This is a genomic window from Mycobacterium numidiamassiliense, assembly GCF_900157365.1.
Lineage (GTDB): Bacteria > Actinomycetota > Actinomycetes > Mycobacteriales > Mycobacteriaceae > Mycobacterium > Mycobacterium numidiamassiliense.
The window spans coordinates 366,578-393,240 of record NZ_FUEZ01000003.1; the positions used below are offsets into that span (position 1 = coordinate 366,578).

22 protein-coding genes are annotated in these 26,663 nt (G+C 62.5%); 16 read left to right on the forward strand and 6 right to left on the reverse strand.

Features of this window, described 5'->3' with window-relative positions:
• Window positions 1–64: 64 nt before the first annotated feature.
• From MNAB215_RS01470 to MNAB215_RS01485, 4 genes are all read left to right on the forward strand, one after another.
• Window positions 65–964, forward strand: a complete 900-nt coding sequence (locus tag MNAB215_RS01470; protein WP_077077139.1) for a universal stress protein — start codon at window positions 65–67, stop codon at window positions 962–964.
• 135 nt (window positions 965–1,099) lie between these two features.
• Window positions 1,100–3,193 carry a sensor domain-containing diguanylate cyclase gene (locus tag MNAB215_RS01475; protein WP_077077140.1) on the forward strand — a complete coding sequence of 698 codons (2,094 nt, stop codon included), beginning with the start codon at window positions 1,100–1,102 and terminating at the stop codon, window positions 3,191–3,193.
• A gap of 116 nt (window positions 3,194–3,309) precedes the next feature.
• Window positions 3,310–4,185 (forward strand): patatin-like phospholipase family protein, encoded by an 876-nt coding sequence (locus MNAB215_RS01480; RefSeq protein WP_077077141.1) that lies wholly within the window; start codon window positions 3,310–3,312, stop codon window positions 4,183–4,185.
• 101 nt (window positions 4,186–4,286) lie between these two features.
• Window positions 4,287–4,745: a cyclic nucleotide-binding domain-containing protein gene (locus tag MNAB215_RS01485; protein ID WP_077077142.1), complete on the forward strand. Its 459-nt coding sequence runs from the start codon at window positions 4,287–4,289 to the stop codon at window positions 4,743–4,745.
• A 75-nt stretch (window positions 4,746–4,820) separates the two neighbouring features.
• On the opposite strand, the gene MNAB215_RS01490 is transcribed toward MNAB215_RS01485, so the two are convergent.
• From MNAB215_RS01490 to MNAB215_RS01505, 4 genes are all read right to left on the reverse strand, one after another.
• Window positions 4,821–5,618, reverse strand: a complete 798-nt coding sequence (locus MNAB215_RS01490; RefSeq protein ID WP_077077143.1) for an SAM-dependent methyltransferase — start codon at window positions 5,616–5,618, stop codon at window positions 4,821–4,823.
• A gap of 413 nt (window positions 5,619–6,031) precedes the next feature.
• Complete coding sequence (locus MNAB215_RS29595) at window positions 6,032–6,178, reverse strand: hypothetical protein (protein WP_165691514.1); 147 nt, start codon at window positions 6,176–6,178, stop codon at window positions 6,032–6,034.
• A 569-nt stretch (window positions 6,179–6,747) separates the two neighbouring features.
• Window positions 6,748–7,107 carry a hypothetical protein gene (locus MNAB215_RS01500; RefSeq protein WP_083745967.1) on the reverse strand — a complete coding sequence of 120 codons (360 nt, stop codon included), beginning with the start codon at window positions 7,105–7,107 and terminating at the stop codon, window positions 6,748–6,750.
• Between the two features lie 338 nt (window positions 7,108–7,445).
• Window positions 7,446–7,958 carry an Rv2253/PknI dimerization domain-containing protein gene (locus MNAB215_RS01505; protein ID WP_245830101.1) on the reverse strand — a complete coding sequence of 171 codons (513 nt, stop codon included), beginning with the start codon at window positions 7,956–7,958 and terminating at the stop codon, window positions 7,446–7,448.
• 319 nt (window positions 7,959–8,277) lie between these two features.
• On the opposite strand from MNAB215_RS01505, the gene MNAB215_RS01510 reads away from it, so the two are divergent.
• The 12 genes from MNAB215_RS01510 to MNAB215_RS01570 all read left to right on the forward strand — a co-directional run bounded on the left by MNAB215_RS01510 (window position 8,278) and on the right by MNAB215_RS01570 (window position 24,153).
• Window positions 8,278–8,910, forward strand: a complete 633-nt coding sequence (locus MNAB215_RS01510; RefSeq protein ID WP_077077147.1) for a TetR/AcrR family transcriptional regulator — start codon at window positions 8,278–8,280, stop codon at window positions 8,908–8,910.
• A gap of 352 nt (window positions 8,911–9,262) precedes the next feature.
• Entirely contained in the window at window positions 9,263–10,021 is a 759-nt protein-coding gene (locus MNAB215_RS01515) for an alpha/beta fold hydrolase (RefSeq protein WP_077077148.1), read from the forward strand.
• A gap of 180 nt (window positions 10,022–10,201) precedes the next feature.
• Window positions 10,202–11,407, forward strand: coding sequence for an MCE family protein (locus MNAB215_RS01520; RefSeq protein ID WP_245830102.1), 1,206 nt, complete (start codon window positions 10,202–10,204; stop codon window positions 11,405–11,407).
• Window positions 11,404–12,429, forward strand: coding sequence for an MCE family protein (locus MNAB215_RS01525; protein WP_077077149.1), 1,026 nt, complete (start codon window positions 11,404–11,406; stop codon window positions 12,427–12,429). The genes MNAB215_RS01520 and MNAB215_RS01525 overlap by 4 nt, the downstream gene beginning before the upstream one ends.
• Window positions 12,429–13,511: an MCE family protein gene (locus MNAB215_RS01530; protein WP_077077150.1), complete on the forward strand. Its 1,083-nt coding sequence runs from the start codon at window positions 12,429–12,431 to the stop codon at window positions 13,509–13,511. The genes MNAB215_RS01525 and MNAB215_RS01530 overlap by 1 nt, the downstream gene beginning before the upstream one ends.
• 38 nt (window positions 13,512–13,549) lie before the next feature.
• Entirely contained in the window at window positions 13,550–14,938 is a 1,389-nt protein-coding gene (locus MNAB215_RS01535) for an MCE family protein (protein ID WP_077077151.1), read from the forward strand.
• Window positions 14,935–16,212 (forward strand): MCE family protein, encoded by a 1,278-nt coding sequence (locus MNAB215_RS01540; RefSeq protein ID WP_083745969.1) that lies wholly within the window; start codon window positions 14,935–14,937, stop codon window positions 16,210–16,212. Before MNAB215_RS01535 ends, MNAB215_RS01540 begins: the two co-directional genes overlap by 4 nt.
• On the forward strand, window positions 16,212–17,795 hold the full coding sequence (locus tag MNAB215_RS01545) for an MCE family protein (protein WP_077077152.1): 1,584 nt from the start codon (window positions 16,212–16,214) through the stop codon (window positions 17,793–17,795). The genes MNAB215_RS01540 and MNAB215_RS01545 overlap by 1 nt, the downstream gene beginning before the upstream one ends.
• A 1,070-nt stretch (window positions 17,796–18,865) precedes the next feature.
• Window positions 18,866–20,332, forward strand: a complete 1,467-nt coding sequence (locus MNAB215_RS01555) for a serine hydrolase domain-containing protein (RefSeq protein ID WP_077077153.1) — start codon at window positions 18,866–18,868, stop codon at window positions 20,330–20,332.
• 313 nt (window positions 20,333–20,645) lie between these two features.
• Entirely contained in the window at window positions 20,646–21,608 is a 963-nt protein-coding gene (locus MNAB215_RS01560; RefSeq protein WP_083745971.1) for a class I SAM-dependent methyltransferase, read from the forward strand.
• 386 nt (window positions 21,609–21,994) lie between these two features.
• Window positions 21,995–22,921, forward strand: coding sequence for a class I SAM-dependent methyltransferase (locus MNAB215_RS01565; protein WP_077077154.1), 927 nt, complete (start codon window positions 21,995–21,997; stop codon window positions 22,919–22,921).
• A gap of 11 nt (window positions 22,922–22,932) precedes the next feature.
• Window positions 22,933–24,153, forward strand: a complete 1,221-nt coding sequence (locus tag MNAB215_RS01570; RefSeq protein WP_077078332.1) for a peptidoglycan DD-metalloendopeptidase family protein — start codon at window positions 22,933–22,935, stop codon at window positions 24,151–24,153.
• Between the two features lie 18 nt (window positions 24,154–24,171).
• Here the strand turns inward: MNAB215_RS01570 and MNAB215_RS01575 are convergent, their stop codons facing one another.
• Both MNAB215_RS01575 and MNAB215_RS01580 read right to left on the reverse strand, forming a co-directional pair.
• Window positions 24,172–25,221, reverse strand: a complete 1,050-nt coding sequence (locus MNAB215_RS01575; protein ID WP_108637513.1) for a hypothetical protein — start codon at window positions 25,219–25,221, stop codon at window positions 24,172–24,174.
• A gap of 222 nt (window positions 25,222–25,443) precedes the next feature.
• Window positions 25,444–26,442 carry an NAD-dependent epimerase/dehydratase family protein gene (locus MNAB215_RS01580; RefSeq protein WP_077077155.1) on the reverse strand — a complete coding sequence of 333 codons (999 nt, stop codon included), beginning with the start codon at window positions 26,440–26,442 and terminating at the stop codon, window positions 25,444–25,446.
• Between the last annotated feature and the right edge of the window lie 221 nt (window positions 26,443–26,663).

Below are 26,663 nucleotides of genomic sequence, written 5' to 3' on the forward strand. Positions count from 1 at the left end.
GACCGTCACGGCCCCCCTGGGCGATCCTGCCAGTGGATAACTAGCCGATCAGAAAAGAACTGAAATGTGGCAACCACCACGTGGCGCGATCTTGGTAGGCGTTGATGGCTCAGCAGCGGCACTGAGTGCCGTCCGGTGGGCGGCCCGTGACGCAGCGCTGCGGAAGGTGCCGCTTACTCTCGTCCATGTCGTCGACGCCCCCTTACCGGAGTGGTTGGAGGTCGCCGCGCTGTCCGACTTGAGGCAATCGCAGGGACACCGGGCACACGATTGCATCGAGTCGGCGATCAAGGTCGCCGAGGAGAGCACCGGTGAGTGCGTTCCAGTGCAGATCGATAGCAAGGTGTTTCATTCGGCCACTGTCCCGACGCTCGTCGGCCTCTCCGCAGAGGTGGATATGGTCGCGGTCGGCTACGGGGGACATGGCGGCAAGTTGGCCCGCAGCATCCTGGGCTCGGTGAGTTCGGCATTGGTTCACCATGCGCATTGCCCGGTCGCCGTGATCCGCGACGACGAAGCCATCATCGGCGATGCTGCACGGGCGCCGGTGCTGGTGGGCATCGACGGCTCACCGGCATCGGAAGCGGCGACTGCCATTGCGTTTGAGGAGGCCTCTCGACGAGGAGTCCGCCTCATGGCTTTGCACGCCTGGACTGATCCCCGGGTTTACGGCTCCACGGGATCGCACCAAAACTCCAAATGGGACGCTCAGCTATCCGAGGAGGAGGAGACGCTCGCCGAACGGCTTGCAGGTTGGCACGAACGCTATCCCGACGTCGGGGTCCGTCGCAGAATCGAAATTGGTGATCCGGCACGTTGTCTAATCGACGCCTCCGAACGAGCGCAACTGATCGTGGTCGGCAGCCACGGCTGCGGCTGGTTCAGTGGCAGGTTGCTGGGATCGGTCGGGGCGGCAGTGGTCAACCGGGCCAAGATCCCGGTGATCGTGGCGCGACAGTCCTGACGGCGGCCGTTGTGGTTCAGTGCCCTTCACGGTCCCGCCGAGCCGCCTGTTCGCGCGCCGCCAGCTCGAGCACCGGACGTACGGACGTCCGAGTCTTTGTGCACCGCCGGTAGACACGACCCCTATCCTTCGAGAGTGGACCCTGCAAAGGAGCACGGTCCCGGGGTTGGTTCGCCTCGGGCAGGAGTACCGCGCCCTTCACTGCCCCTTCGCGACCGCACCGCACAGGCGCTGTCCGATTGCGCGAGCGAGCAGCTGCACCTGTCCGGCCGAATACAAGCCCATGGCGCGCTGGTTGCCGCCGATCTGCAAGATCGCCGCATCACGTACGCAAGCGCCAACACACTTGAGTTGATCGGCGCGGAGCCGGATCGGCTTTTCGATTCGCCGGTGATGGGCATCTTCGCCCCCGATGAACACCAGCGGCTTGAGCAGGCGATCGAGCAGACGGGCTATCGGCCTTCGTCGCCCGATCTGTATGGAATGCGTCTGGCCGGTGGATTCGACGGCAAGGTCGATCTGATTCTGCATCAAGTCGACGGGCAAATCGTCATCGAGATCGAGAGGGCACACGGGGACGACCAAGCCAATCTCGTCCCCGTTCTCTATGCCTCACAGGCGATCGGCGAGGCGAGGAGCGTGGCCGAAGTTGAGGCGGCCGTTACGAGCGCATTGCGTGCACTGACCGGATTCGACCGCGCGATGGTCTACCGGTTCCATGAAGACGAGCACGGAGAGATCGTCGCGGAGGATCGCCTTCCCGGACTGGTCCAATACCTCGGGCATCATTTTCCGGCGACCGACATTCCGCCCCAAGCCCGCCAGCTTTACACCCGCAAACCGTCGCGCTACATCCCCGACGTCGACGAGGGCGACGTTGTGGTGATTGCGGCGCCGCGCATGGCCGGGACGAGTCTTGACCTCAGCCGCGCTGCGCTGCGCAGCGTTTCCCCCTTCCACCTCGAATACATGCACAACATGAAGACCGCAGCCAGCGTGTCGTTCGCCATGGTCGAGGGAGGCCGGCTGACCAGGCTCGTCTCATGCACATCTGAAACGCCCCGATGGCTCGCCCGCTCGAAGCGTAGGTCATGTGAACTGCTGGTCCTGCAGGCAAAACTCCAAGTCGCTGCAGCTGACCAGATCTCCAGACTGAACGACGCGGCCAGCCGCGAATCCATCCGGACCCGACTCAGGGCAGCGATGCAGAGCGCGCCCGCTATTGCCGAGGGACTCACGTCAGCTTCCGGCGAACTGCTGGAGCTCTGCCAGGCAGACGGCGCGGCGGCATCTGCGGACGGCCAATACCGGTCAATTGGCGCAGCGCCATCCGAGGAGGCCGTGCGCAGACTTGCGGGCGAAATCCGCGCCAGCCGATCCTCCGGCGCGCCCTGGGCGACCGACCGCTTGCGGCAATCGACAGCTGACTCTCTCGGTGCAGCTGGCTGCTTGTTCGTCGCGCTCGGCGCGCCGGATGACTTCGTGGTCTGGTTCCGGCGAGACCGTCCGCAGCAGCTCCACTGGCTGGGCGATCCGCGCGCTGAATCCACTGGATTGATCAATCCGAGGAAGTCGTTCGATACCTGGCTGGAGCAAGTCAGCGGCTCGAGCGCACCTTGGACAGACGCCGACCTGCAGGCGGCGCAACTGCTGGCATATGACGTCGAATCGGCTCAGCTGAGCCGAGCCCAGGCCAAACTTGCGTACCTCGGCCTGTACGACTCACTGACTGGGCTACCGAACCGCCGCCACCTGAGCAGCGTGATGGCACCCATGCTCACACGAGCGACGCCCACTAATCCGGTGACCGCCATCTTCATCGATCTCGACCACTTCAAGGCAGTCAACGACGAGTACGGGCACGAAGCGGGCGACTGCGTGCTGCGCGAGGTTGCGCGGCGCATTGCCGAGCTAACCCGCATCAGGGGTGATGTCGTGACGCGGCCCGATCCAGGGGACCCACCCGCGGTCAGGCTCGGCGGTGACGAGTTCGTCGTACTGCTGCCGGGGACAGCTGCCGAGGGCGCCGCGTTGGTGGCTGACCGGATCCGTCGGTCGCTGATCGAGCCCATTGCCATCAGCCCAGACCTCCGGCTGACCATCAGCGCGGCGATTGGAGTGGCACAGGCGACAAAGCCCGAAGATCCGCACGATTTGCTGAGACGGGCCGACGCCGCCATGTATGAAGACAAGCGGCGGCGCCCAGGGCCCCCCACTGAAATCGAATAACAACTGGGCGTGTTGGTCTCCAAGAGCGTCTCGTCCAGGGTGCGCTGGCCGACGAGGAAGCGCGCCGTCGTTGTGATCGGCCTAGTGGTCGTGAATAGGTGCTTTAGCCTGAGTGAATGAACGGTCCGGCGCTCGGCCTGGACGAGCTACCCAAACCAGTTGGGTACGTGCTTGGCGGAGGGGCCAGCCTTGGCGCGATCCAAGTGGGCATGCTCCAGGCGCTCAGCGAGTGCGACGTCATTCCCGATCTGGTAGCCGGAACCTCGGTTGGATCGCTCAACGGCGCGGTCATCGCCGCGGACCCGAAGGGCGCGGTGAACCGGCTCTCGCACGTGTGGGCACGAATGACGCGAGATCAGGTGTTCCCGGGCGGTCTGCTGGCCCAAGCCTTGCTGCTGCAGAGGGTCAAGACGTACCTGTTCCCCAACACCGGACTTGCCGCGGTGATAGCCGACTTTGTCGGTCAGGCAACAACATTCGCCGATCTGAAGCTGCCGTTCGCCGCTGTCACGACGGACATCGCCACCGCTCGGCCTCACGTTGTGCGCAGCGGTCCGCTGCTATCCGCTCTGCTGGCCAGCGCCGCGATCCCGGGCATCTTCCCAGCTGTCGACCTCGACGGCCGCCAGCTCTACGACGGCGGTCTGGTGGCTAACGTCCCGATGCGCCAAGCGGTCGAGATGGGGGCACGCTCTTTGGTGGTGCTCGACTGCAACTTTCCAGGCCAACTGCCGGGCTCGACTGGCACCATTGCCGACATTCTGCTCTACACGGCGATGGTCGCGATGCGCGCACAGTCAGTGCTCGAAGCTCCGGCGATCGCCGCCCGGATCCCGGTCATCTATTTACCCGGGCCCGCGCCCAGACTCTTGTCGCCACTTGACTTCACGCACACCGCCGCGTTGATCGAGGCCGCGTATGTGTCCGCTCGCTCATTCCTGGAGCAACTGCGCATCACGGGTCCGGGCTTGTACGGATCCCCATCCCCCTGAACGTCTCGCCATCACGCGGCGGTGCACCGGCTGGATCACCGAGTTCGACAACACCTGGCCTGCGCCTAACCTGGAGCTGCGTACCCGGAAAGGAAGACGCAATGAAGACTCTCGAAGGCATTCTGGCTCAGCATCCATTCTTTGGCCGGATGGACCCGCGTTGTCATCAACTGATAGTCGGCTGTGCGTCGAACGTCCGCTTCAACGCCGGCGAGTTCATCTTTCAAGAAGGCAGAGAAGCCGATGTCTTCTATCTCATTCGCGAAGGAAGAGTCGCGCTCGAAGTCGTTGCTCCCGGTCACGGCAGCTTGACGATTGAGACTCTGGGTCGCGGCGACATGCTTGGGTGGTCTTGGTTGATACCCCCCTATCGCTTTCGCTTCGACGCGCGCGCGGTAGAGATGACCCGACTGATCGCGCTGGATGGCAAGTGCCTGCGGGGAAAGTGCGAAGAGGATCACGAGCTGGGCTACGAGCTGGTGAAGGAAGTGGCTTCGACTCTGGGCCAGCGTCTCGATGCGACACGATTTCGACTCCTGGACATCTACGGCCTCGTCTAACAACCCGATCGGGTGTGTTCACGGGGCCATGCTGAGTGTGGTCACCAGACCAGTTCGGCGATCGGACTGATTTGGTCAGTCCATCCGGGTGGCGTGGACGACGTGACAGGGCAGGTGGATGCGGCCGTCGTCGATGAGGGGCAGGATGACGGCCATTCGTTCTGCCATGTGATGCATCCGTTGTGCGAGTTCAGTTGGCATCTGGGCCAGGACCGCGTCGGGGAGCGTGCCGAAGCTTCCGCTGAAGCCCGAGGCGTTGCCCAGGAAAGCGGTCGGGCCGAGGAAGTCGATTCGCCAGCCCGCGCTGGGGAGGGTGTCACGGATCTCGGATGCCTGCACGGCGTCCATCGGGGCGGTGACACCGTTGATGCTGTCGCCGGAGAAGCAGTAGATGAATAGCCGCGCACCCGGCTTGGTCGCGCGGTACACGGCTGCCGCATAAGCTTTCCGCCCCCCGTGGTCGAGGCAGTGGTAGAGGGCGCTGTCGACGACTGTGTCGAATTGGCTTTCATAGCCGGCCAGTTCGGTCGCGTCGGCGACGTCGAAGCGCACCTGTACGCCGGCATCGGCGGCGCGGCCGCGGGCCTGCTCGATGCCAGTCGGGGAGCTGTCGAGGCCGGTCACGGGGTGGCCGCGGCTGGCGAGGTAGATCGCGTTGTCACCCAGACCGCAGCCGACGTCGAGCACGTGTCCTTTGATTGCACCGAGGGCTTCGAGTTCCATCAGGCGCGGTTGGGCCTGATGGACGTCCCACGGGATGGCCTTGGGGGCAGGTGCGCCCGCGAAGGCGGGCTTGCCGCGGTAGAGGTTTTCGTAGGACTCGGGATCGTGGGTCAGCGGCTTGGGTGCGGACCCTGTCGGGTTGTCAGGCATCGCGTTATTCCCTTTCAGCTCAATCTCAGGGTCGGCATCATGCCGAGTATTCAGTCCATCGTGTATTGCGTTGCGCCAGGCAGGGTGTGCGGTATTCGAACCTGCCCTGGTAATCAGGCGTCGGGCCTGAGGACGTGGACACAACTGCCCCTGTCCGTCCGAGCCTAGGGCCACCCCGTAGGCGAGGGTCGGTTACTACGTCGCGGGCCCCGGGCTCAGTCCACTGTTTGTGGAGCTGCTGAGAATCGAAACCGACGCTCTATCAGGCATTTTGGGCTCTGACCAGCCGGTTCGTTCCATCTTGTTCCGGCTCATCCCGCTCGCTACCTACGGTTATATTTTCGGGTTTTGACGGCGTCAATGCTCACGATCTACTGCCCGGGCTCGCAGGACTCGTCGGACTCGTCGGGGTTCTAGGAGTCGTCGGGGTTGTAGGAGTCGTCGCACCCGTAGGAGTCGTCGAGGTCGCAGTACTCGTTGGGTTCACGGGGCTCGCAGAACTTGTCGGGCTCGTAGGACTCGCGGGCGTGGTACTCGCAAGGCCTGGGCCGTCGCCACACCAGTCCGCCACATCTTTCGGGTACTGCTCGATCGGTGGAGGACACCGCTGCCCTGGCGGGAAGTTGGCGCCGGCGTTGAGTAGGTCGCAGGGTACATAGACCTGCTTGCCTTTGGGAGTGTTGGTCAAACACTTCGTCGGCGGATCGGCATGGCCCTGGGCAGGGACGATGATCGCCACTGCCAAGGTGGCGAGCACCCCGATAACAAGGCGAAAGATCATGAGCACTCCATGCCTGTGACTGTAGGCAGATGGTAGCCAGTGTTGTCGGAAATCCAAGCCTGGGATGTCACTCACCCAGAAAACCCAGCCAGGGACTGGACGGCAACCGTCGAGCTTTGGGAGTGCGTGCCGGGATTCGCTACACGCGGGCCGATGTCGTGAGGTGGGTGGCCGACAACCGCACGCGTGGCGTCCGGCGTCATCGGCGACGTGCCGCCGCCAGTGCTTCTCTTCGGCACTTGATCACTACCGGAATTTTCGCGCAGATCCGGTTGGTGCCGATGACGACCGGCTGGGTCCAAATCCTGTACTGACGGAGAAACCCGGTCGCCAGATGCGGCGAGATTCTCACAGCCGCGTTAATGTGAATGGATAGCTCAGCGTGCCAGAATTTCCGTCACACCCGACGCCAAAGGTAGAGTTCAGCGTGCCCGCCAATGTTGTTGCATCCCAATCATATACGTCGTGCGTCGCAACGGTTTGACCATAATAGACGTTGCCGCAACGTAATCCGTCCGGAGTATCGACCGCCATCGTGTAATGGCCGTTCACCGAGGCCGCATCTGCGCTGTATTTGAATGCCCGCGCGACGGGTTGCGCGATGGCGCTTACCCGGATGCAGGTCCCAGAGCACTTGGTAATGGCCCAGATCCAGGTATGGAAGTCGTAACGGTCAGGAATATTGAGGTTGTAGTTGCCGAAGTTCATGTCTGCTCGCGCTAGCGTCGGCGGGGCCAGACAAAAGCCGCAAATAAGCGGCGCGCACGCCACCACGGCGCTCATAGTCCGACGCAACCGGGATGCGCGACAGTTCGTTGGCTGGTCTGTAGGTGGCGTTAGTTGCCTTCGCGCGGCCCGTTCGCGCTGAACGCGCGTGTCAACGGGATCGGCAACCGACCTGCAGTCGCCAGAAATCTTGGCGTTTGCAGCCGGCATTGTCTTCATGGGTCGCCTCCCGTTGCGCTCGCATTGTGCTGTGACAGAATACAATTCGTCAAGGTCGATCTGTGACACGACTTGTGGCACCGGCTTGACCGTTGCGCCGATCAGACTCGTTCCAGCCGCATCGGCATTTTGATGACAAGCGGTTTATTGATGCCGCACGCACCGCTCGGGCCAACAGTTTCGTCGATACCGGCCAACAGAGTGGTGTTGGTGGCATCTTGCATGCCGTCTGCGCCGACACCCCAAAATAGGAACTTCTGGTGGCCGACGGCTGCGGCTCCGTCGGAGCACGGCTCCCAGTTGTTGATCTCCCGGCCAGCGATCCAGTGATCGTCAACGAACCGTAATGGTGCCGACCAGCCTTGATCGCTGTTGACTTGGCCGGTGCACTTGAGAGGGTCCTCGCAGCTGGAAGTGATTGTCCAGGTTTGGATTACAGTCTTCTCGCCGCTGTATCTTTCGTTAGTTTGTGCCCAGTTGCCGTTCGAGGTTACGTGGTAGCTGCCGTTGAGCTCGATCCCGTAGGTAGCTCCGTGGGCTGAAGCCACGGTGCCGAAGCCTGCGACAACTGACACCGCTGCCGCCGCGCCAGACATCGCACGAAGTCCGCCCATGGTCTTCTCCTCAACAGACTTTTTGGAGCATCAAGATTGTGTGGGGACCCAGGCTACGCTGCGATGGAGGTTTTGTGGATTGGTTGTTAGTCGTTAGACGCCTATGTGCGCCAAGTGCGTAGAGCTCCGATGCCGGAAACCGAAGTGCTCGGGTTGGGCTCCGCTTCAAACCCTCGCGGCTTCCTGGGGATTGGTTCAGCCAAGCTTCGCGCGATCTTTTGTTGGTTGGCTCTTCCCGGTGTCCGTCACGGCAGGCGCGGCCGGGTCAAGGTTATGCCTCTCTGCGGCGTTTGCGTTGGGTTAGACTGCCCGCGTTGCTATGAAGCGGAGACTTAATGCCGAAGAGCGGCGCCGCGTTTTGTGCGATGCCGCCGTTGAGGTCCTTGCCCAGGAGGGCGCTAGGGGCCTGACACACCGCAAGGTGGAACGACGCGCGGGACTGCCGGACGGCACGACGTCGTCATATTTTCCGACCCGCTCGGCGTTGCTGCGCGCAACGGCCGAACGAGTGGCGGAACTGGATGTCGCCGACTTCGAGGCAGTGACGACGCAGCCGTCGTCAGAGCCAGCCGCCGCAACGACGCTGTCGTTACTGGCTGAAATGGTTATGCGGTCGGCGGCCGGGCCGGCTCTGAATCGGTCCCGCGCGCGCTATGAACTGGCTTTGCATGCGCACCGAGATGCGGTGCTGCGAGCGGCTTTTGACGACGCTATTGCGGGTTTTGTGGCTTTGAGCGAACAGGCGGTCACGCAGGTGCAACCCGACGGCTTCATCGACCGCGAGCTGGTCGAGCAACAGGCCCGCGCAGTCACGACGTTCATAAACGGTGTGATGGTGCGCCAGGTGCTGGGGCCGCGCCCCGTCGACAGCGCCGAGGAACTGACCCGACTGCTGCATGCGTTGGTCGCCGGTATCGCGGCGTCTCATCACGTGCACGCCGACCAGGTCTGACTGCTCAGGCTCGAAGCGAGCCATTGCACTATGACGGGCGAAAGTGCTGTCGAGAATTTTTCTACAGAAGTAGATTTTTTCTTCTACATCCGTAGAAACCGTGTTACCGTGACGACTCATGAGTCGAGTGGCACACAGCCGGAATCAGGCGGTGCACCCGTCAGATTTGGGCATCTTCGCTAGCTGTTTTCGCACCTGCGGCCGGGGCAGGCATCGACGAATTCCGCTGCGGTTCAGACAAAGCTGACTATCGATCGAAGGTGGCATCGGTGGTTTAGTGCGACACCGGCTTGAGCTATCGACCGCCGCCCGCGAGCCCGCCTGGATGCCCTTGTCGCGAAAGGAATGCCCTATGCGTTTCGTTCTCGTCCACGGCGGCTTTCACGCTGCGTGGTGCTGGCAGCGCACCATCCCCGAGCTGAATCAGCTCGGCCACGACGCGGTGGCCGTCGACATCCCCGGCCACGGTGCTCGCTTGGACGAGGAGTCCACGCTTGCCAACCGCCGCGACGCCATCGTCGCCGTTCTGCAGCCAGGAGACGTCTTGGTCGGACACTCCGGCGGCGGTTTCGATATCACCCTGGCCGCCGACGCCGCCACCGACCTACTCGCTCACATCATTTACCTAGCGGCCGCGCTGCCTCGGGAAGGACGCACGTACCCCGAAGCAATGGCGATGCGTGACTCCGAAGACGGCTCCTTTGACGCCGACGTCGGAGAGATGCTGACCTACTTGGATTTTGCCGAAGACGGCTCGATGCGTTTTGCAACGTTCGAGGGCGCGTGGAAGTACTTCTACCACGACTGTGACGAGAAAACTGCCCGGTGGGCATTTGAGCGGCTGTGCCCGGAACGCTTCGGCGACACCACCACCGCGCCGGTATCGGTTCCACGGTTTTGGGCGGCCGATCTGCCCCGCAGTTACATCCGCTGTCTGCAAGACCGCTCTAAGCCACGGTGGCTGTCCGATGTCGTAGCCACACGCCTTGGTGTTGAACCATTGACAATCGACGCCTCCCATTCGCCGTTCCTAAGCCGGCCAGCTGAGCTTGCCGAACTGCTCGTCACCGCGACGGGCACCGCACCGATAGGTCCGCTGATCCCGAAGTAACACACACCAAAGGCGGTCCATCATCACCACCAGGACAAGGGCTTCGATCAGTCAACCGCATCAAAAAGCTGTTGGGCTGCAACAACATAGAGGTCGGGTCTGGCGGAAGCACAGCGGCCGGCGAGAAGAGCGTCTGCCGCGGTGCGACGCAAGGAGGAACCCGAGATGGGGGGTAGTGCGGTGAGGCTTCTCGTGGGGCAGTCGGCGATGCGAACGCTTGCCGGGCTGATCACGGTGGGCATGGTTGCCGGTGTGATCGTGGTCTGCACCATGATGTTTCGCGGTGATTTCACCCAAACTGTTTCGATAACCGTTTTATCGCCGCGCGCGGGACTGGTGATGAATCCCCAGGCCAAGGTGAAATTGCTTGGGGTGCAAGTGGGCAGCGTGGCCTCCATCGAAGAACGCCCCAACGCGCAGGCCGCACTGCACTTGGCGATCGATCCCAACCAACTGCGCCGCATCCCAGCCAATGTCGGCGTCGCGATCGCCTCCACGACCGTGTTCGGCAACAAGTTCGTCGAGTTGCGCATGCCCGCCCAGCCCGCCACACAGCGGCTCCAAGCCGGCCAGGTGCTTGATGCCTCGCGGGTGACCGTGGAATTCAACACGCTATTCCAGCAACTCACCTCGGTGCTATCGGCCATCGAACCAGGAAAGCTCAACGCCACCCTGGACGCGATCGCGATGACCCTCAATGGCCGGGGCCATAAGATCGGCGACGCGTTCTCCGACCTCGACGCCCTCTTACGACGCCTCGAGCCAAGCCTGCCAACCCTCGAACGCGACTTGCAGATCGCACCGACGGTGGTCAACATCTACGCCGACGCCGCGACCGACCTGCTCACCGTGACCCGTAACACCACCACACTGAGTAACACCATCGTCAGCCAACAGCAGCAGCTCGATGCGATCCTGATCAGCGCTGCCGGATTGGGCGACATTGGCGCCGACGTCGTCGGAACCAATAGCCAACCTCTCACCGACGTGCTGCACGCATTTGTGCCGACCACCGATGTGCTCAGCCGTCACCACGACAGTATTTACTGTGGCATTGCGGGCATGGAGCCCATCATGGACTCTGCTCCATCGCCTCTTCCGGGGGTGATCGCCTCCCTGAACTTCGGGCTGGGCGTCGAGCGCTACCGCTACCCGTCAGACCTGCCGAAGGTGGCGGCCAAGGGGGACTCGCACTGCGCCGATATCGGCCTGCCCGATCTGCCGTTTCAGGGGCGACCCAAGTTTGTCGTCGCCGACGTGGGGGCTAACCCCTGGAAATACGGCAACCAGGGCATCCTACTTAACTCCGATTGGCTCAAGCAGATGCTCTACGGGCCCATCGATGGCCCACCGCGCAACTCCTCACAGATCGGCCAACCAGGATGAGCCGTATCACGGGCCCATTTGTCAAGTTCGGCCTGTTCGCTGTCGTGATGACTGCCTTGATGGCTGCGCTGGTTATGGTGTTCGGGCAGTTTCGGACCGGCGCGAGCAGCGACTATTCGGCGGTGTTCAGCGACGCCTCCAGTATCAAACCAGGTGACTCCGTGCGGGTTTCGGGCATCCGTGTGGGCAGCGTGTCGAAAGTCGCGCTACAACCCGACAAAAATGTGATCGTCAGTTTCAACACTGACCGCGACGTGGTGCTGACCACCGGAACCAAAGCCGCTGTGCGCTATCTCAATTTGGTCGGCGATCGGTATCTCGAGTTGATCGACGGGCCAGGATCGACCACAGTGCTGACTGCTGGTGCCCAGATCCCTGTCGATCACACCGCCCCAGCGCTGGATCTGGATCTGCTGCTGGGTGGGCTCAAACCCGTCATCCACGGCCTTAACCCTCAAGACGTCAACGCCTTGAGTGCATCTCTGATCCAGGTGTTCCAAGGGCAAGGCGGAACTCTGCAATCGATCCTGTCGAAAACATCATCGTTTGCCACGGCGGTGGCCGACCACGGCGACGCCGTCGATCGCCTCATCGACAACCTGAACACCGTCGCCGCGACGTTATCCAAAGACGGCCAACAATTCGCGGGCACTATCGACCGGCTCCAACGGCTTATCCACGGCCTGTCGGCCGACCGCGACCCGATCAGCTCAGCGATCCAAGCGCTCGACAACGGCACCGCCGCCATCACCGACCTACTTACCCACGGGCGGCCCCCGCTCAAAGGCACCATCGACCAGCTCAACCGCATCGCCCCGGTGCTCGACCACGACAAAGACCGACTTGGCGCCTCACTAGCAAGAGCACCCGAAAACTACCGCAAGCTGATTCGCCTCGGCGCCTACGGCAGCTTTATCAACTACTACGTCTGCGGAATATCGATACGTGCCACCGATCTGCAAGGCCGCACCGTGGTGGCCCCGTGGGTCCAGCAAGAGACCGGCAGGTGCGCCGAGTCCTGATGCTCAAATATCGTGGCACGCAACTAATTAAGTCGGGATTTATCGGTGTCGTGCTGATCATTCTGGTTATCGCGGTCGGGTTGAGTCCCGAAACCTTCTCGAATTGGGCGACTACCGTGCGTTATAAGGCGCTGTTCGCCCACGCCGGAGGATTGCTGACAGGCAACCCCGTCAAGGTATCTGGCGTCAAAGTCGGCTCGGTGTCCGACGTTTCATTGGACAACGGCAAGGCCCTGGTTACCTTCAGTGTGGACAGCAACGTTGTGCTGGGCTCACAGACCACCGCCCACATCCGCACCGGGTCGTTGTTGGGCCAAAGGACACTCACCTTGGAATCAGCCGGGGCGACCGTGCTGCGACCCACCAGCATCATCCCGGTGTCGCGCACGGCCTCGCCGTACTCACTGACCGAGGCCGTGGGTGACCTGACCACCAACACTGCGGGCACCGACACCCAAGCCCTCAACCAGTCGCTGGATACGTTGTCGGCCACGCTGAATCAGATCACCCCACAACTAGGCCCGACCTTCGACGCACTGACCCGGTTGTCTCAATCACTGAACAGGCGTGATACCGACCTGGCCGAATTGCTCACGCACACCGGGCAAGTCACCGATGTCTTGGCAAAGCGCAGTGACCAGCTCAACACCCTGATCTTAGATGCCAACGATCTCATCGGTGTGCTGTCCCAACGCCGGCAGGTCATCGTCGACCTGCTGGCCAACCTTTCTGCACTGTCTCAACAGGTCTCGAGGCTGATCGCCGACAACGAAAAGCAACTGGCGCCCACCCTGGACAGACTTAACTCGGTGACCGCGGTGCTCGAAAAGAACCGCGACAACATCGCGAAAGCGCTGCCGGGGTTAGCGAAATACCAAATCACCCAGGGCGAAACCGTCTCGAACGGCTTCTACTACAGCGCGTTTGTGCCCAACCTGCTGGTTGGCCAAATAACACAACCCCTCTTTGACTACTATTTCGGTTTCCGGCGTGGCACCAATGCCGGGCAGCCACCCGACCACGCCGGACCCCGCGCCGAAATCCCCTTCCCCTACAACGGAATCCCGGGCGGAAGCCGATGAACCGAATCGATCTACTACCGCGCCGATACAGATCGCTGATGCTGGCAACAGCGATTGTCCTGGCCGTCGTTCTCATCGCCGGTGTCGGGGTGCTGCTAGGAAACACGCTGCTACGGCCTACGACAATCACCGCCTACTTCACCAAAGCCATTGGGATCTACCCCGGCGACAACGTCGAAGTTTCAGGCGTGACCATCGGACATATCGACAGCATCCAACCCGCGGGCACCAAAACCCGGATGACACTGTCTGTGGATCACGATGTTGCGATCCCTGCACAGGCCAAGGCGGTAATCGCCGCACAAAACCTCGTCGCCGCGCGGTATGTCGAACTCACGCCCTCCTATGAATCCGGAAGCGGACCCACGATGAGCGACGGCGCGGTCATCCCGCTCGAGCGCACTGCGGTGCCCGTGGAATGGGATCAGGTCAAAGACCAATTGATGCGGCTGGCCAGCGATCTCGGACCGCAGGGCCAAACGTCGAGTACTTCTGTGTCTCGGTTCATCGACACCACCGCGGACGCGTTGGCCGGCAACGGCGACAAACTGCGCCAAACACTGGCAGAGCTGTCTAAGGCCGCGCGGATATTGGCCGGCGGCGGCGCAGACATCGTCGCGATCATCGCCAACCTGGAGACCTTCGTCAGCGCACTACGCGACAGCAACACCCAAATCGTGGAGTTTCAAAACCGATTCGCCACCCTGACCAGCGTCCTCGACGAAAACCGCTCCGACCTCGACGCCGCGTTAACCGACCTGTCCACCACTATCAGCGACGTCCAACGCTTCATCGCCGGTAGCCGCAACCAGACCGCCGAACAGGTTCAGCGGCTGGCGAATGTCACCCAAAACCTCGTCGATCACCGCATCGATCTCGAAAACGTGCTGCACGTCGCCCCCAATTCGATCGCCAACGCCTACAACATCTACAACCCCGACACCGGCGATGTGTGGGGAACGTTCGTGTTGAGTCCGTTCGCCAACCCCATGAATCTGGTCTGTGGTGCGATCGGCGCCGTCGAAAACGTCACCGCAACCGAATCGGGCAAACTGTGCGGCCTCTACCTCGGCCCTGTCCTTCGGCAAATCAGCCTCAACGGGATGCCCGTGCCCATCAATCCGTACCTGTCCCCAGCCGCTAAGCCCGAAAACATCGTCTACGCCGACCCTGCACTGGCCCCGGGTGGCTCAGGACCCGCCCCCACTCCGCCCGAGTTGCCACCAGCGGTATCGGCTTACGCCGGGCTGCCCGGCGACACACCCGGGGCGAACGGGCCGCCTCCGGGAGCGGCGCCTGGCGCGGCCCTCAGCCCGCCGAGCGCGGTTTGGGTTCAACCGACCACGTTGCCCGAGATGTTGCTGCCATCTGGCCAAGGCGAGGTGCCCACGGGCGCACCGCCCTCGCCCGACGGGACGTCGCCGTGATCCCCAGTCGGGTCGCTCGCCGAGCGCTGATCGTCGGTTGCGCTGTTGCGTTAACCGCGAACGGCTGCGCATTTGAAGGGGTGAACTCGCTGCCGCTGCCCGGCGCCGTGGGCCGGGGACCACACGCTGCCATCTACCACGTGGAACTCGCTAATGTCGGCACGCTCGAGTCCAATTCGCCGGTGCTCATTAACGACGTCGTCGTCGGTGCCGTCGGTGCCATGAAAATGCGCAACTGGCATGCCGAAGTCGAGGTATCGGTCAAATCTGATGTGGCCGTACCCGCCAACGCCGTGGCCACCGTGGGCCAGACCAGCCTGCTCGGCTCGATGCACCTCGCGCTAGACCCGCCGTCGGGTCAGTCTCCCACCGGGCGGCTGGCACCGGGCGCCACGATCCCGTTGAACCGCACATCGACCTACCCGTCGACCGAGCAAACCCTCTCTGCACTGTCGCTGCTGATCAATTCCGGCGGAGTCGCGCAAATCGGAGACATCATCCACAGCGTCAATGACGCCCTCCACGGGCGGGAAAGCCAAATCCGCGATGCGCTCACCCGCTTGGACACCTTCCTCGGTGTCGTTGACCGTCAGCACGACGAGATCACCGCGACCATCGACGGGCTTGACCGCCTCACCGCCACCCTCGCCGCGCAAAACATCACCATCGCCGACGCGTTACACGACATCCCACCTGCACTCGATGTGCTCATCCGCGAACGCCCCCGCCTAACCGCAGCGCTGACCAAACTACACGCCTTCAGCGACATCACCACCCGCCTGATCAACGCCAGCCAAGCCGATCTGGTCACCGACCTGAAAAACTTAGAACCCACGTTGCGCGCACTCGCCGACGTCGGATCCAAACTGGGCGCCATTCTGGCCTATCTGCCCGTCTTCCCCTTGGGGCAGAGCCTCATTGACCGCGGCGTGCGCGGCGACTACCTCAACCTCTACGCCGTCATCGACCTCACCATTCCGCGACTTAAACGCACCCTATTGCGCGGCACCCGATGGGAAGACATCACCGCCAACCTGACCCCCGCGCCCGGGGAACCGTCGTATCTCAACTACACCTACGACCCGTTGCGCGCACCCATAGACCCCCCGCCGCAACAGCCGATGCCAGCGCCACCGGCGGCTGGCCCCACCGGACCCGAGCCACCGGCAAACCAACCGCCTCCGCCGCCCAATGGCGCCTGGCCACCACTGCCGGGAGCGACATCCTTTCCGCCGACAGACCCGACGTCGGCGCCGCCACCAGGAGAGCGTTGATGCTCACCCGCTTTGTCCGTGTGCAGCTAACCATCTTCGCAACGCTGTCGATCATCGGCGTCATCGTCATGGCCGTCGTTTATATGCAGCTACCCACGGTTTTGGGTCTTGGGCGGATGGCCGTCATGGTCGAACTACCCAACTCCGGCGGCCTGTACCGCTTCGCCAACGTCACCTACCGCGGCGTCCAGGTCGGCAAAGTGACCGCCATCGACCTCACCGACGGCATCGACACCCACACCCAGGCCATCCTCACTCTGGACAGCTCAACGAAAATACCGGCCAACCTTGAAGCCGAAGTACGCAGCATCTCCGCCATCGGCGAACAGTACGTCGACCTCGTCCCCCGCACTGACGCACCACCCTATCTTCACGACGGCTCAGTCATCGCCATGCGCGACACCTCCGTACCACAGGCCGTCGGACCCGTACTCGACCAAGTCAGCGCACTGCTCACCAGTATCCCCAAAGACAAACTCAACGCACTGCTCAACGAAACCTCCAAAGGATTCCGCGGCGCCGGCTATGACTTTGGGTCGTTCGTCGACTCATCTTCGACGCTGTCCCACGACTTCAACGACGTCGCCGGACGCCTGCAAACCCTGATCAACAACAGCGCCCCACTGCTGGATTCTCAAGCCGACACCCAACAGTCAATCCGCACCTGGACGCGAAGCCTGGCCGGGATCACCGACCAGCTCGCTCAGAACGACGCCCAACTCCGCACCCTGCTGCAACGCGGACCCGAAGCAGCCAACGAAGTCTCGCGCCTGCTGAACCAGATCAAACCGACCCTGCCGATACTGCTGGCCAACCTCACCACCATCGGCCAAATCGGCATCACCTACAACCCATCTATCGAGCAAGTACTGATTCTCCTGCCCCCGTTTGTCTCCTCGATCCAGGCCGCACTACCACGCAACAACGCAACCGGGATCCCTACCGGCGGCGAATTCGCAGCCACCGTCGGTGATCCCAACCCGTGCACGGTGGGCTTCCTACCGCCCTCGCAGTGGCGATCACCCGCTGACACCACCGCCATCGATACCCCCGACGGGCTGTATTGCAAACTGCCCCAAGACTCACCCAGCACGGTCCGCGGCGCCCGTAACTATCCCTGTATGGGGCATCCGGGCAAACGCGCCCCCACCGTTCAAATATGTGACAGCGACAAGCCATTCGAGCCGCTAGCGATGCGCCAACACATCCTGGGCCCTAACCCCATCGACCCCAACCTCCTCTCCCAGGGGATCCCACCAGACCAACGGACCAACCTCGGCGGCGACAACATCTTCGGCCCCCCACGAGGAACATCCCCACCACCCATGCCTGCAGCGCCACAACCACCTCTCCCAGCTCTGCCCGAGCCGCCCATGCCCCTTGACATGCCAGACCCAGACCAGCCGGTGCCCAAAACAGCTCCAAGTGTGCTGCACACCAATGCCGCTGGGGGGCCATCTGTCGGCTTTACCGTCTACAACCCACGCACGGGGAATTACTTCGGCCCAGATGGCAAGCTGTACAACCAAACTGATCTCCCCAACAAAACGAACAAATCATGGAAAGATCTTCTCCTGCACTGAGCAGGGATAGAACGGGACCATCGATGCACAGCACATCGCCATGACGGCGAAATCCGCACTCGCGCAGGACATTTATGTGTTGGAACGACCCTCGCCTGTCTCGGACCGATACTGATAAGAACAAACTGGCCAGGGCTCAGAGCTCTGGCCAGTTTGTTCTTAGTGGAGCTGCCGGGAATCGAAATCGATTCTCTACCAGATAGTTTCGCTTCTGAACTGCCGGTTCGTTCCATTTTGGTTCCGTTCGCTACGACTCATTACCTGCGGATTCGGTTTCGGGTCTTGACGGCGTCAAAGCTCACGAACTACTGTTCGGGCTCGCAGGACTCGTCGGACTCGTCGGGGTGGTCGGACTCGTCGGGCTCGTAGGACTCGTTGGGCTCCCGGGGCTCTTAGGACCTGTTGGGCTGGCAGGGCTCGTCAAGGTCGCAGAACTTGTCGGGCTCGTAGGACTCGCGGGCGTGGGACTCGCAAGGCCTGGGCCTTCGCCACACCAGTCCGCCACATCTTTCGGGTACTGCTCGAGCGGTGGAGGACAGCGCTGCCCTGGCGGGAAGTTGGCGCCGGCGTTGAGTAGATCGCAGGGCACATAGACCTGCTTGCCTTTGGGGGTGTTGGTCAAACACTTCGTCGGCGGATCGGCATGGCCCTGGGCGGGGACGATGATCGCCACCGCCAAGGCGACGAGCACCCCGTTAGCAAGCCGATAGATCATGTGCACTCCTTTATCCACAGCCCCTATCAGATTGAACTCTGCTGAAAGATAGTCAGCCACAGCCGACGAAAAAGAAACCTGGCTCAGAGCTTGTGGCTCTGAGCAGCATCTTCTGGGTGGAGCTGCCGGGAATCGAAACCGATGCTGACCACCATCACAGTCAGCGACCGTACTCTGAGGGCTTCGCGATGGTTATGTAAGTCCAGCTATATTGACAGTCATGTGGACGGTACCGCTGAAGGAGTTCGTGCGGGACAACGCCGACTTCGCGGACAGCAGCGAGCAGATCCGCAGATGGTACGGCCTGACGTGACAGGCGCCGACGCGCCATGGTCGTGCAGCTGTAACCCCATGCGTGCGTGCGCTATATCGATTGCCGCACGAAATCGCCGCTGCAGTGGTTGAAACTGTTAACCGCACAGACCTTGGCGTAGCGTTCGACCAACTCGATGCCAAGATCAACGCGGGCATGAAGGCCTATGCGATTCCGGGCGTCGCGGTTGCTATCTGCGCCGGCGGCCAAGAATACGTCAAGGGCTACGGGGTCACCAATGCCGACCATCCGTTGCCTGTCGACGGCGACACCGTCTTCCGAATCGGTTCGACCACAAAGACTTTCACAGGTACGGTGATGATGCGGCTGGTCGAGCAAGGCAAGGTGGACCTAGACTCACCTGTGCGCCTCTACGTCCCCGACTTCGCGGTGGCCGACGAGTCAGTCAGCGCCACGGTGACCGTGCGCCAACTGCTCAACCACACTGCAGGCTGGGATGGTCGCAATGGGCAGGACTTTGGGCGCGGCGATGACGCGGTGGCGCGCTACGTCAACTCGATGACCCGTTTACCGCAGCTGACTCCTCCGGGAACCGCGTTTGCGTACAACAATTCAGGTCTCGTGGTGGCGGGCCGCATCATCGAGCTTGTCGCCGGAACAACCTACGAGTCTGCGGTGCATAAGCTGGTGCTTGACCCGCTGCAGCTGGCTCACACCCGCTACTTTTCCGACCAAATAATCGGTCTGAATGTGGCGGCATCGCACAACGTGCTCGACGCCAAACCCATTGTCAATACCGACTTTTGGGCATTCCCACGCAGCTGCAACCCCACCGGGGGGTTGATGTCCACAGCGCGAGATCAGCTGCGCTACGCACAGTTCCACCTCGGCGACGGCAGGTCGCCTAACGGCGAGCAGATTCTAAGCCGACACTCGCTGGACGCAATGCGCTCGAATCCGGGTGCGGGCGGAACACTTTGGGTCGAGTTGACCGGGATGGGCGTGACGTGGATGCTGCGCCCCTCCGCGGAGAATGTGACCATCGTTGAGCACGGCGGCACCTGGAAGGGGCAACGCTCTGGTTTCTTCATAGTGCCCGATCGCAACTTCGCCATGACCGTCCTCACCAACTCTGATGGCGGATTTCATTTGATCAACGACCTTTTCGCGTGCGACTGGGCGTTGCGCAGATTCGCCGGGGTCACCAACTTGCCTGCCACACCGCAACGCCTTGACGCCGTCGACCTGGCGCCCTACGAGGGCCGGTACATCGCCGAACAAGTCTCCCAAAACGGCAGCCTCGAGCGGACAGTCATCGAACTCCGGGCAAGGGACGGCCAGCTCGCTGGCAGCATGGGCGCCGGCGATGCCGACCCGAATGGCCAAAATAGCGCCAAACTGGGCCTCGCCTTCTACCGGCCCGACTATGGGCTTGACCTCGGACCCGAAAACAAGCCCACCGGCAGTCGATCCAACTTCGTCCGCGGACCGGACGGCAACATCGCCTGGTTCTGTAGCCACCACGGGCGCCTTTTCCGACGCCAATAGCACAGCACCAATGAATTCAGCAGGGAGACAACCGAGCGAATCGGCGTCTTCTGCTGCCAGTGCTTGGTAGGGAACGACGAGCCGATTAACAGGTCATAGGTCGGGCCACCGGCAGCGTCACCACGGGTGGAATGCGAAAGCTATTCAGCCACCAGCGATCCCACTAAGGCGCGAGTGTCAAGCTGCTCGCAGGTATGGCTATCGCGGTCGCTCTGAGTGGTGACTGTGCGACCGATGTCGCGGTAGTGCGCCCTCAGCTGCCTCGGTTTGGGCAGGTGGCCTCCGATGCCACGGTCGCGACTAGGGTGGGCTAATGCCCCGCACCGACGACGACAGCTGGGATCTGGCGTCTAGCGTCGGCGTCACCGCGACCATTGTCGCGGCCGGGCGCGCGATGGCCACCAGGGATCCGCGCGGTTTGATCAACGATCCGTTCGCCGAACCTCTGGTCCGTGCGGTGGGGCTGGATTTCTTCACCAAGTTGATGGACGGTGAACTCGACATGTCAGCGATCGCGGACGTCTCACCGACCGTGGCGCAGGCGATGGTCGACGGAAATGCGGTTCGCACGAAGTACTTTGACGACTACGTCCTCAACGCCACCGACGGCGGGATTCGGCAAGTGGCGATCCTCGCGTGCGGGTTGGACGCCCGGGCCTACCGTCTGCCGTGGCCAACCGGGACGGTGGTTTACGAGATCGACCAACCACAAGTGGTGGAGTTCAAGACGACGACCTTGGCCGACCTGGGCGCCGAACCCTCCGCCACTCGGCGCGCCGTGCCCATCGACTTGCGCGCAGATTGGCTGACGGCACTGCAAGCCGCCGGGCTTGACTCGGCAGCACCGACGGCGTGGCTGGCCGAGGGGTTACTGATTTATCTAAGGCCGGAAGCCCAGGATCGGCTGTTCGACTACATCACGGCACTCAGCGCCCCCGGGAGCATGGTAGCCACCGAATTCGTAACCAGTATCGTGGATTTCAGCGCCGAGCGAGCGCGGACCATATCCAACCCGTTCCGCGACCATGGCGTCGACGTCGACTTGGCTTCGTTGGTCTACACCGGCCAACGCAACCACGTCCTCGACTACCTCGGCGCCAAGGGCTGGCAGCTCGAAGGCGTGCCGCTGGCAGAACTGTTCCGGCGCAGCGGCCTCAATGTGCTCGCTCCAGACGACGACGACACGATCTTCATAAGCGGCAGCCTGACCGACCGGCCGCGGCGTGATCAGCCGCGCGGTGGACCGTATGGCAATGGTATCGATGGGGTGCAATGACACACTGAGCTCGGTGACGGTCGCCGAGACAGTTGTGCGGTCGATCATCGACCGCCGCAACACATACGCAGCGCCTGCGCTTCATCGCCGACAGTAGGGTGCCGCCACCCGTTCAAGGCCGAGATGACCCCTGGCCGGTTCCTCGGCGAAGGGATGCGGCGCTTGGCCGTCTTCGATGCGCCGCTGATATTCGACTGGATTCGATTGGCAGGAGGGCGTGTTGAGTGAAACTATTCACCCGTGCGTATGCGTTCGATGTGGTGAACCTTGAGGGGACCTGTGCGCAGGTTGCGCCGGGCGGACGAGCTGGTTGCGGAGGGCAAGAACGGCCAGGAGGTCGCCGCGAGTTGGGTGAGTCGGCGTCGCGTCTAGAAAGGAGGATTGGGATGCGTAGAGACGACGATAGCTGGGATCTGGCCAGCCATGTGGGCGCGACCGCGACGCTGGTGGCCGCGGGCCGCGCGAGGGCTACCAATTCGGCCGAGCGGTTGATCGAGGACCGGTTCGCCGAGCCGTTGGTCCGCGCGGTGGGTATCGAATTCCTTATCAGATGGGCCACCGGAGAGCTGTCCGCATCCGACGTCGACGAGCCCGAAGCAGCCTGGGGTCTACAGCGAATGACCACCGAGTTGGTGGCCCGCACTCGCTACTTCGATCAGTTCTTCGCGGACGCGACAGCCACCGGGATTCGGCAGGCGGTAATCCTGGCGTCCGGGCTCGACGCGCGCGGTTACCGACTGCCGTGGCCGCCAGGCATGACGGTGTATGAGATCGATCAGCCGTACGTGCTGCGGTTCAAGGCCGAAACGTTGGCACAGCTGGGTGCCGAACCGACGGCGCATCTGCGGATGGTGCCGGCCGACCTGCGTCACGACTGGCCGGTCGCGCTGCTGCGTGGCGGATTCGAGCCTGCGCTACCGACCGCCTGGATCGCCGAAGGACTGTTCGGTTATCTGCCCCCGGAAGCCCAGGATCGCTTGCTGGACAACGTCACCGATCTCAGCGCGCCGGCAAGCCGGATGGCCGTGGAGACCTTCGTGGGGGCCTCGGACCTGGACTCCGGGCGGGTCGAAGAGATTATCCGCAGTGCTACCCGCACCTGGCGCGACCATGGATTCCATTTAGACATCTGGGCGCTGAACTATTCCGGGGCCCGCAGCGAGGTTTCTGATTACCTCGACAACCACGGGTGGCGATCGGTGGGGACCACGGCCGCGCAGCTGCTGGCCGATCACGACCTGCCCGCGATGCCTGGCAATTACGTCGCTCCTTTCGACAAGCCCAGTTACTACACTTCGGTTCTCGCGACTTAGTGGACAGCAGGATGCGGATTCTGGCGGTAACGCGCGCACACAATGCCGGAGAGACGTTGGCTGATACCTTGGACTCGCTGGCCACCTTCAGCGACGAGATCTACGCGATCGACGACCGCAGCACCGACGACACTCCTGCGATTCTGGCGAACCACGCCGCGGTCACCAATGTTGTTCGCGCCCGGGCAGATCTGCCGTCGACACCCTGGTTGATCCCCGAGTCCACCGGGCTGGAGCTGCTGTACCGGATGGCTGATTTCTGTCGCCCGGACTGGATCGTGATGGTCGACGCCGACTGGATTTTCCAGATCGACGTCGACATCCGTGAGGTGCTTATGCGCACACCGGACGACGTGGCGGCGCTGATGTGTCCGATGGTTTCCCGCTGGGATGATCCAGAATACCCGGACATGGTGCCGGTGATGGGCACCGCCGAGGCGCTGCGCGGGCCGTTTTGGCGTTGGTACCCGGGTCTGTATGCGGGAGCGAAGTTGATGCACAATTCGCATTGGCCGGCCAACATCACCGATCACGGTCGGATAGGGCAGCTGGACGGAATCCGCTTGACGCACAACGGCTGGTCGACGCTAGAGGAGCGGATCTCGCGAGTCGCGCACTACATGCGGCTCGATCCGGATTTTCGGCACAACTTCGGTGTGGCCTATGATCGATCCCTGTTGTTCGGCTACGCACTCGACGAGGTCAGCCTCCTCAAAGCGGACTACCAGCGGCGGGTGCGCGGCGACTTCGACCGGATCGAGCCTCGGGCACGGCTGCCGATCGAGGCCGAGCCACGGGTGATTGGCCGCGGATACGGGCCCCGCGCGGACGGTTTCCATCCCGGCGTCGACTTCGCCGCTGACCCTGGCAGCCCGATCTACGCCGTCATATCCGGAACTGTCTGCTGCGCAAGCGATGTCGACCACCTTTATTCGGTGATCATCTCGAACGGCGATACCGAAATCCGCTACGTGTTTCGGCCGGGTGACGCCAGACAAATCGCAGTCGGTGATCGAGTAAGTGCGGGAACCCGGATCGGCAGCCTCGGCGCGGAAGACCAATCGAAAGACGGTTACCTGCATTTCGAGACGCGGGTTGGGCGCGCACACGTCAATCCGCTGCGCTATCTGGGCAACATGGGGTTGCGGCCGTGGCCGCCGCCGGGGCGGCTGCGCGCGGTATCAGGCAGCTACCCGCCGGCCACGCCATGCACCATCACCACCGACGAGTAACCCGCTATCAGCGCGATGTCAGTGCTGCGCGCCAACCATCCGTTCGCAGGCCTCGACCCGCTCCAGCAAGGTCCGGGCGGCTCGGATCGTCGATCGGACCTCTTGCAGCAGCTTGGCGGGATGCTGCAGGTCCAACTCAGCCAGCCCGTCGTATCGGTCGATACCGAAGCCCACCGTTTCCACGTCAATACCGAAGGGCAGCGCCAGAGTTCGCAGCGCATCAAAGTTCTGGTAGGGCACGAACGGCTGACCGGTCACCAGCAGACACGTCGATCCGTGCATACCCAGCGTGCGTGCAGTGAAAGTGAAGGTGTCCGCGGACGTGGCGCGTCGGTTGTCCGGATCCGGTGACGGCGCCTCCAGCAGTGTGACCGGCACGCCGAGGTTATTGCTGTCGGCGTCGAAACGCCACACCATCTGATCCCGCTGGGGGTTGTCGACCCGCTCGCGAGCGTGCCGCGCCGCTTGGCGGGTATCCAGCCCAAACGCATCGGCCGCCGCGGCGGCCAGCAGCTCGAATTCGGTGCGCGCGCCCGGCGCGCAGAAAGCAACGGCGTCGTCCTCGGAGCGCAGCAGCTGCCGCGATGCGGCAGCCAGCACGATGTGACCGATTTGACGGCCCGCGGTTAACTCCCGTGCCCAGCGGGCCCGTAGCAGGTTGGAGTAGCGACCGGTGCCGATCACCAGGATGTGGTCGAATGCTGTTCCCCGGGGCCTTGATTCAGTCGTAAGGCCCAGCTGCCGCGCCAACTCGGTGATCGTTTCCAGCTGCCCGGCAGGCAGGTCTGCATGTGGAATCAGCCACCGCGCGCCACCGCCAGCATCCTGGCACTGCACCGGTTCCCCGCTCAGCGCTCGAGCCCGCCCCCGGGAATCCCAAACCTCGCTGAACTCGTCCAGGAGCGCCAGGCGGGCCTGCAGGCCCGCTCCGCGCGGAAGTTCTCCGCCGAACAGCGCGACCAGCTCCGCCAGGGCGCCATGTGCACTCCACGCGTCGACCTGCCCGCGCACCCTCGCCAAAAACTCACCATCGAGCCCGAGCGTCGACGCCTTACCCAGCCCGCACACGTCTAGACCGCCAGTCGGCGTCTTGCGGTCACCATTGAACGAGTGATTGTCCTTCCGGCCGGGTAGTCCCGGGCCACTCCGGCGGAGGCCTGTGGAATGCCACCGGGGAAGAGCCTAACTCCGATTTACCGTAGTAGAGGGCGCTTTACCAGAGACGACGAGATGCAGAACAGGTGGTGTCCGGCAGAACGCGACATGGTAGCCCGTCGCCGGTATCCTGTTTCAGCAAACGCTGTGCCCCTTGGGTGACGACATGCCGCTGAAACCGTCCTGTTCATACGCGTATTGAGGCTGTTTTTTTGCCCATTGGATGTAGCGGTCGATCCCTTCCCAAATGTCGACTTCGGGCTCGAAGCCGATGCTTTTCGCTAGAGAAATATCAGCAGGAAAACGGGCGACCTCTCCCGGGCGGGCATCGCGATGCTCTATTTTGGCATCAAACGTGCTCGCGATGTACTCGACGATGTCTTTCACCCGTGTATTCTTGCCGCTTGCGAAATTGACTGCCCGCCCGCGCAGGGTCGAGTCTTTTAATACAAGGTTGTATGCATTCACGATGTCGCTGACGTACAGATAATCCCGAGTGGCGGTACCGCCGCCGAAGATCGTGAGGTTTTCGCCGTTAATGGCCTGACGGACAAGCCGCGGAATCAGCGCGCCAAAACGCCCGGTTTTCTGGCGCACACCGAAGATGTTGAACGGACGAACGATGGTGATATCGAGATCAAACGAACGGTAATACGAGTAGCACAAGCGGTCCGCCGCCGCCTTGGAGGCCCCGTACGGACTATTCGGTTTCAGCTCAGCTCGTTCGTCAAGTAGTTCGCCATCCTTAAGATTGTGTCCGTCACCGTACACTTCGCAAGTCGACGCGTATATCAGCCGGTTCTTGTAACGCCGCACGGCTTCGAGAACACGATACGTACCCATAACGTTGGTCTCAAGAAAGCTCTCTGGGTCACCCAGCGACTGGTCAACATTGATATTCGCGGCTAGATGAAAAACGACATGATGATCTCGCACTGCGCGATGGACGGTTTCTCCGTCGGTCACCGAGCCGGAGATGAAAGCCACCCGCTCGTGCGAACGAAAACCCTGCATGTTTCGAGTCGCACTCTTCGAAGACGTATTCAGGATAGTCACCGAATGCCCACTGGCGAGCAGCGAGTCGGTGAGATGACTTCCCTGGAAGCCCGCTCCCCCGGTGACAAGTATTTCCATCGGTTTACGTCCCTCGAGTCTGGTCCCATCCGCAATCAGTGACCCTAATCTACGTGTGCCCGAGTGTCGGAATTGTTAGCGGATCCCTCCGCGGTCGCTTTGGCGGGGCGCGGCAGCGGCACCGAAATCCGGTGGAATGCCTTGTCTTTGACGACCCGCTGTTGACCCAGGCAGGTGCGCGGCTGAGGCGACCGTGCGGCGGCGCTTTCCCTGGCCAGCAC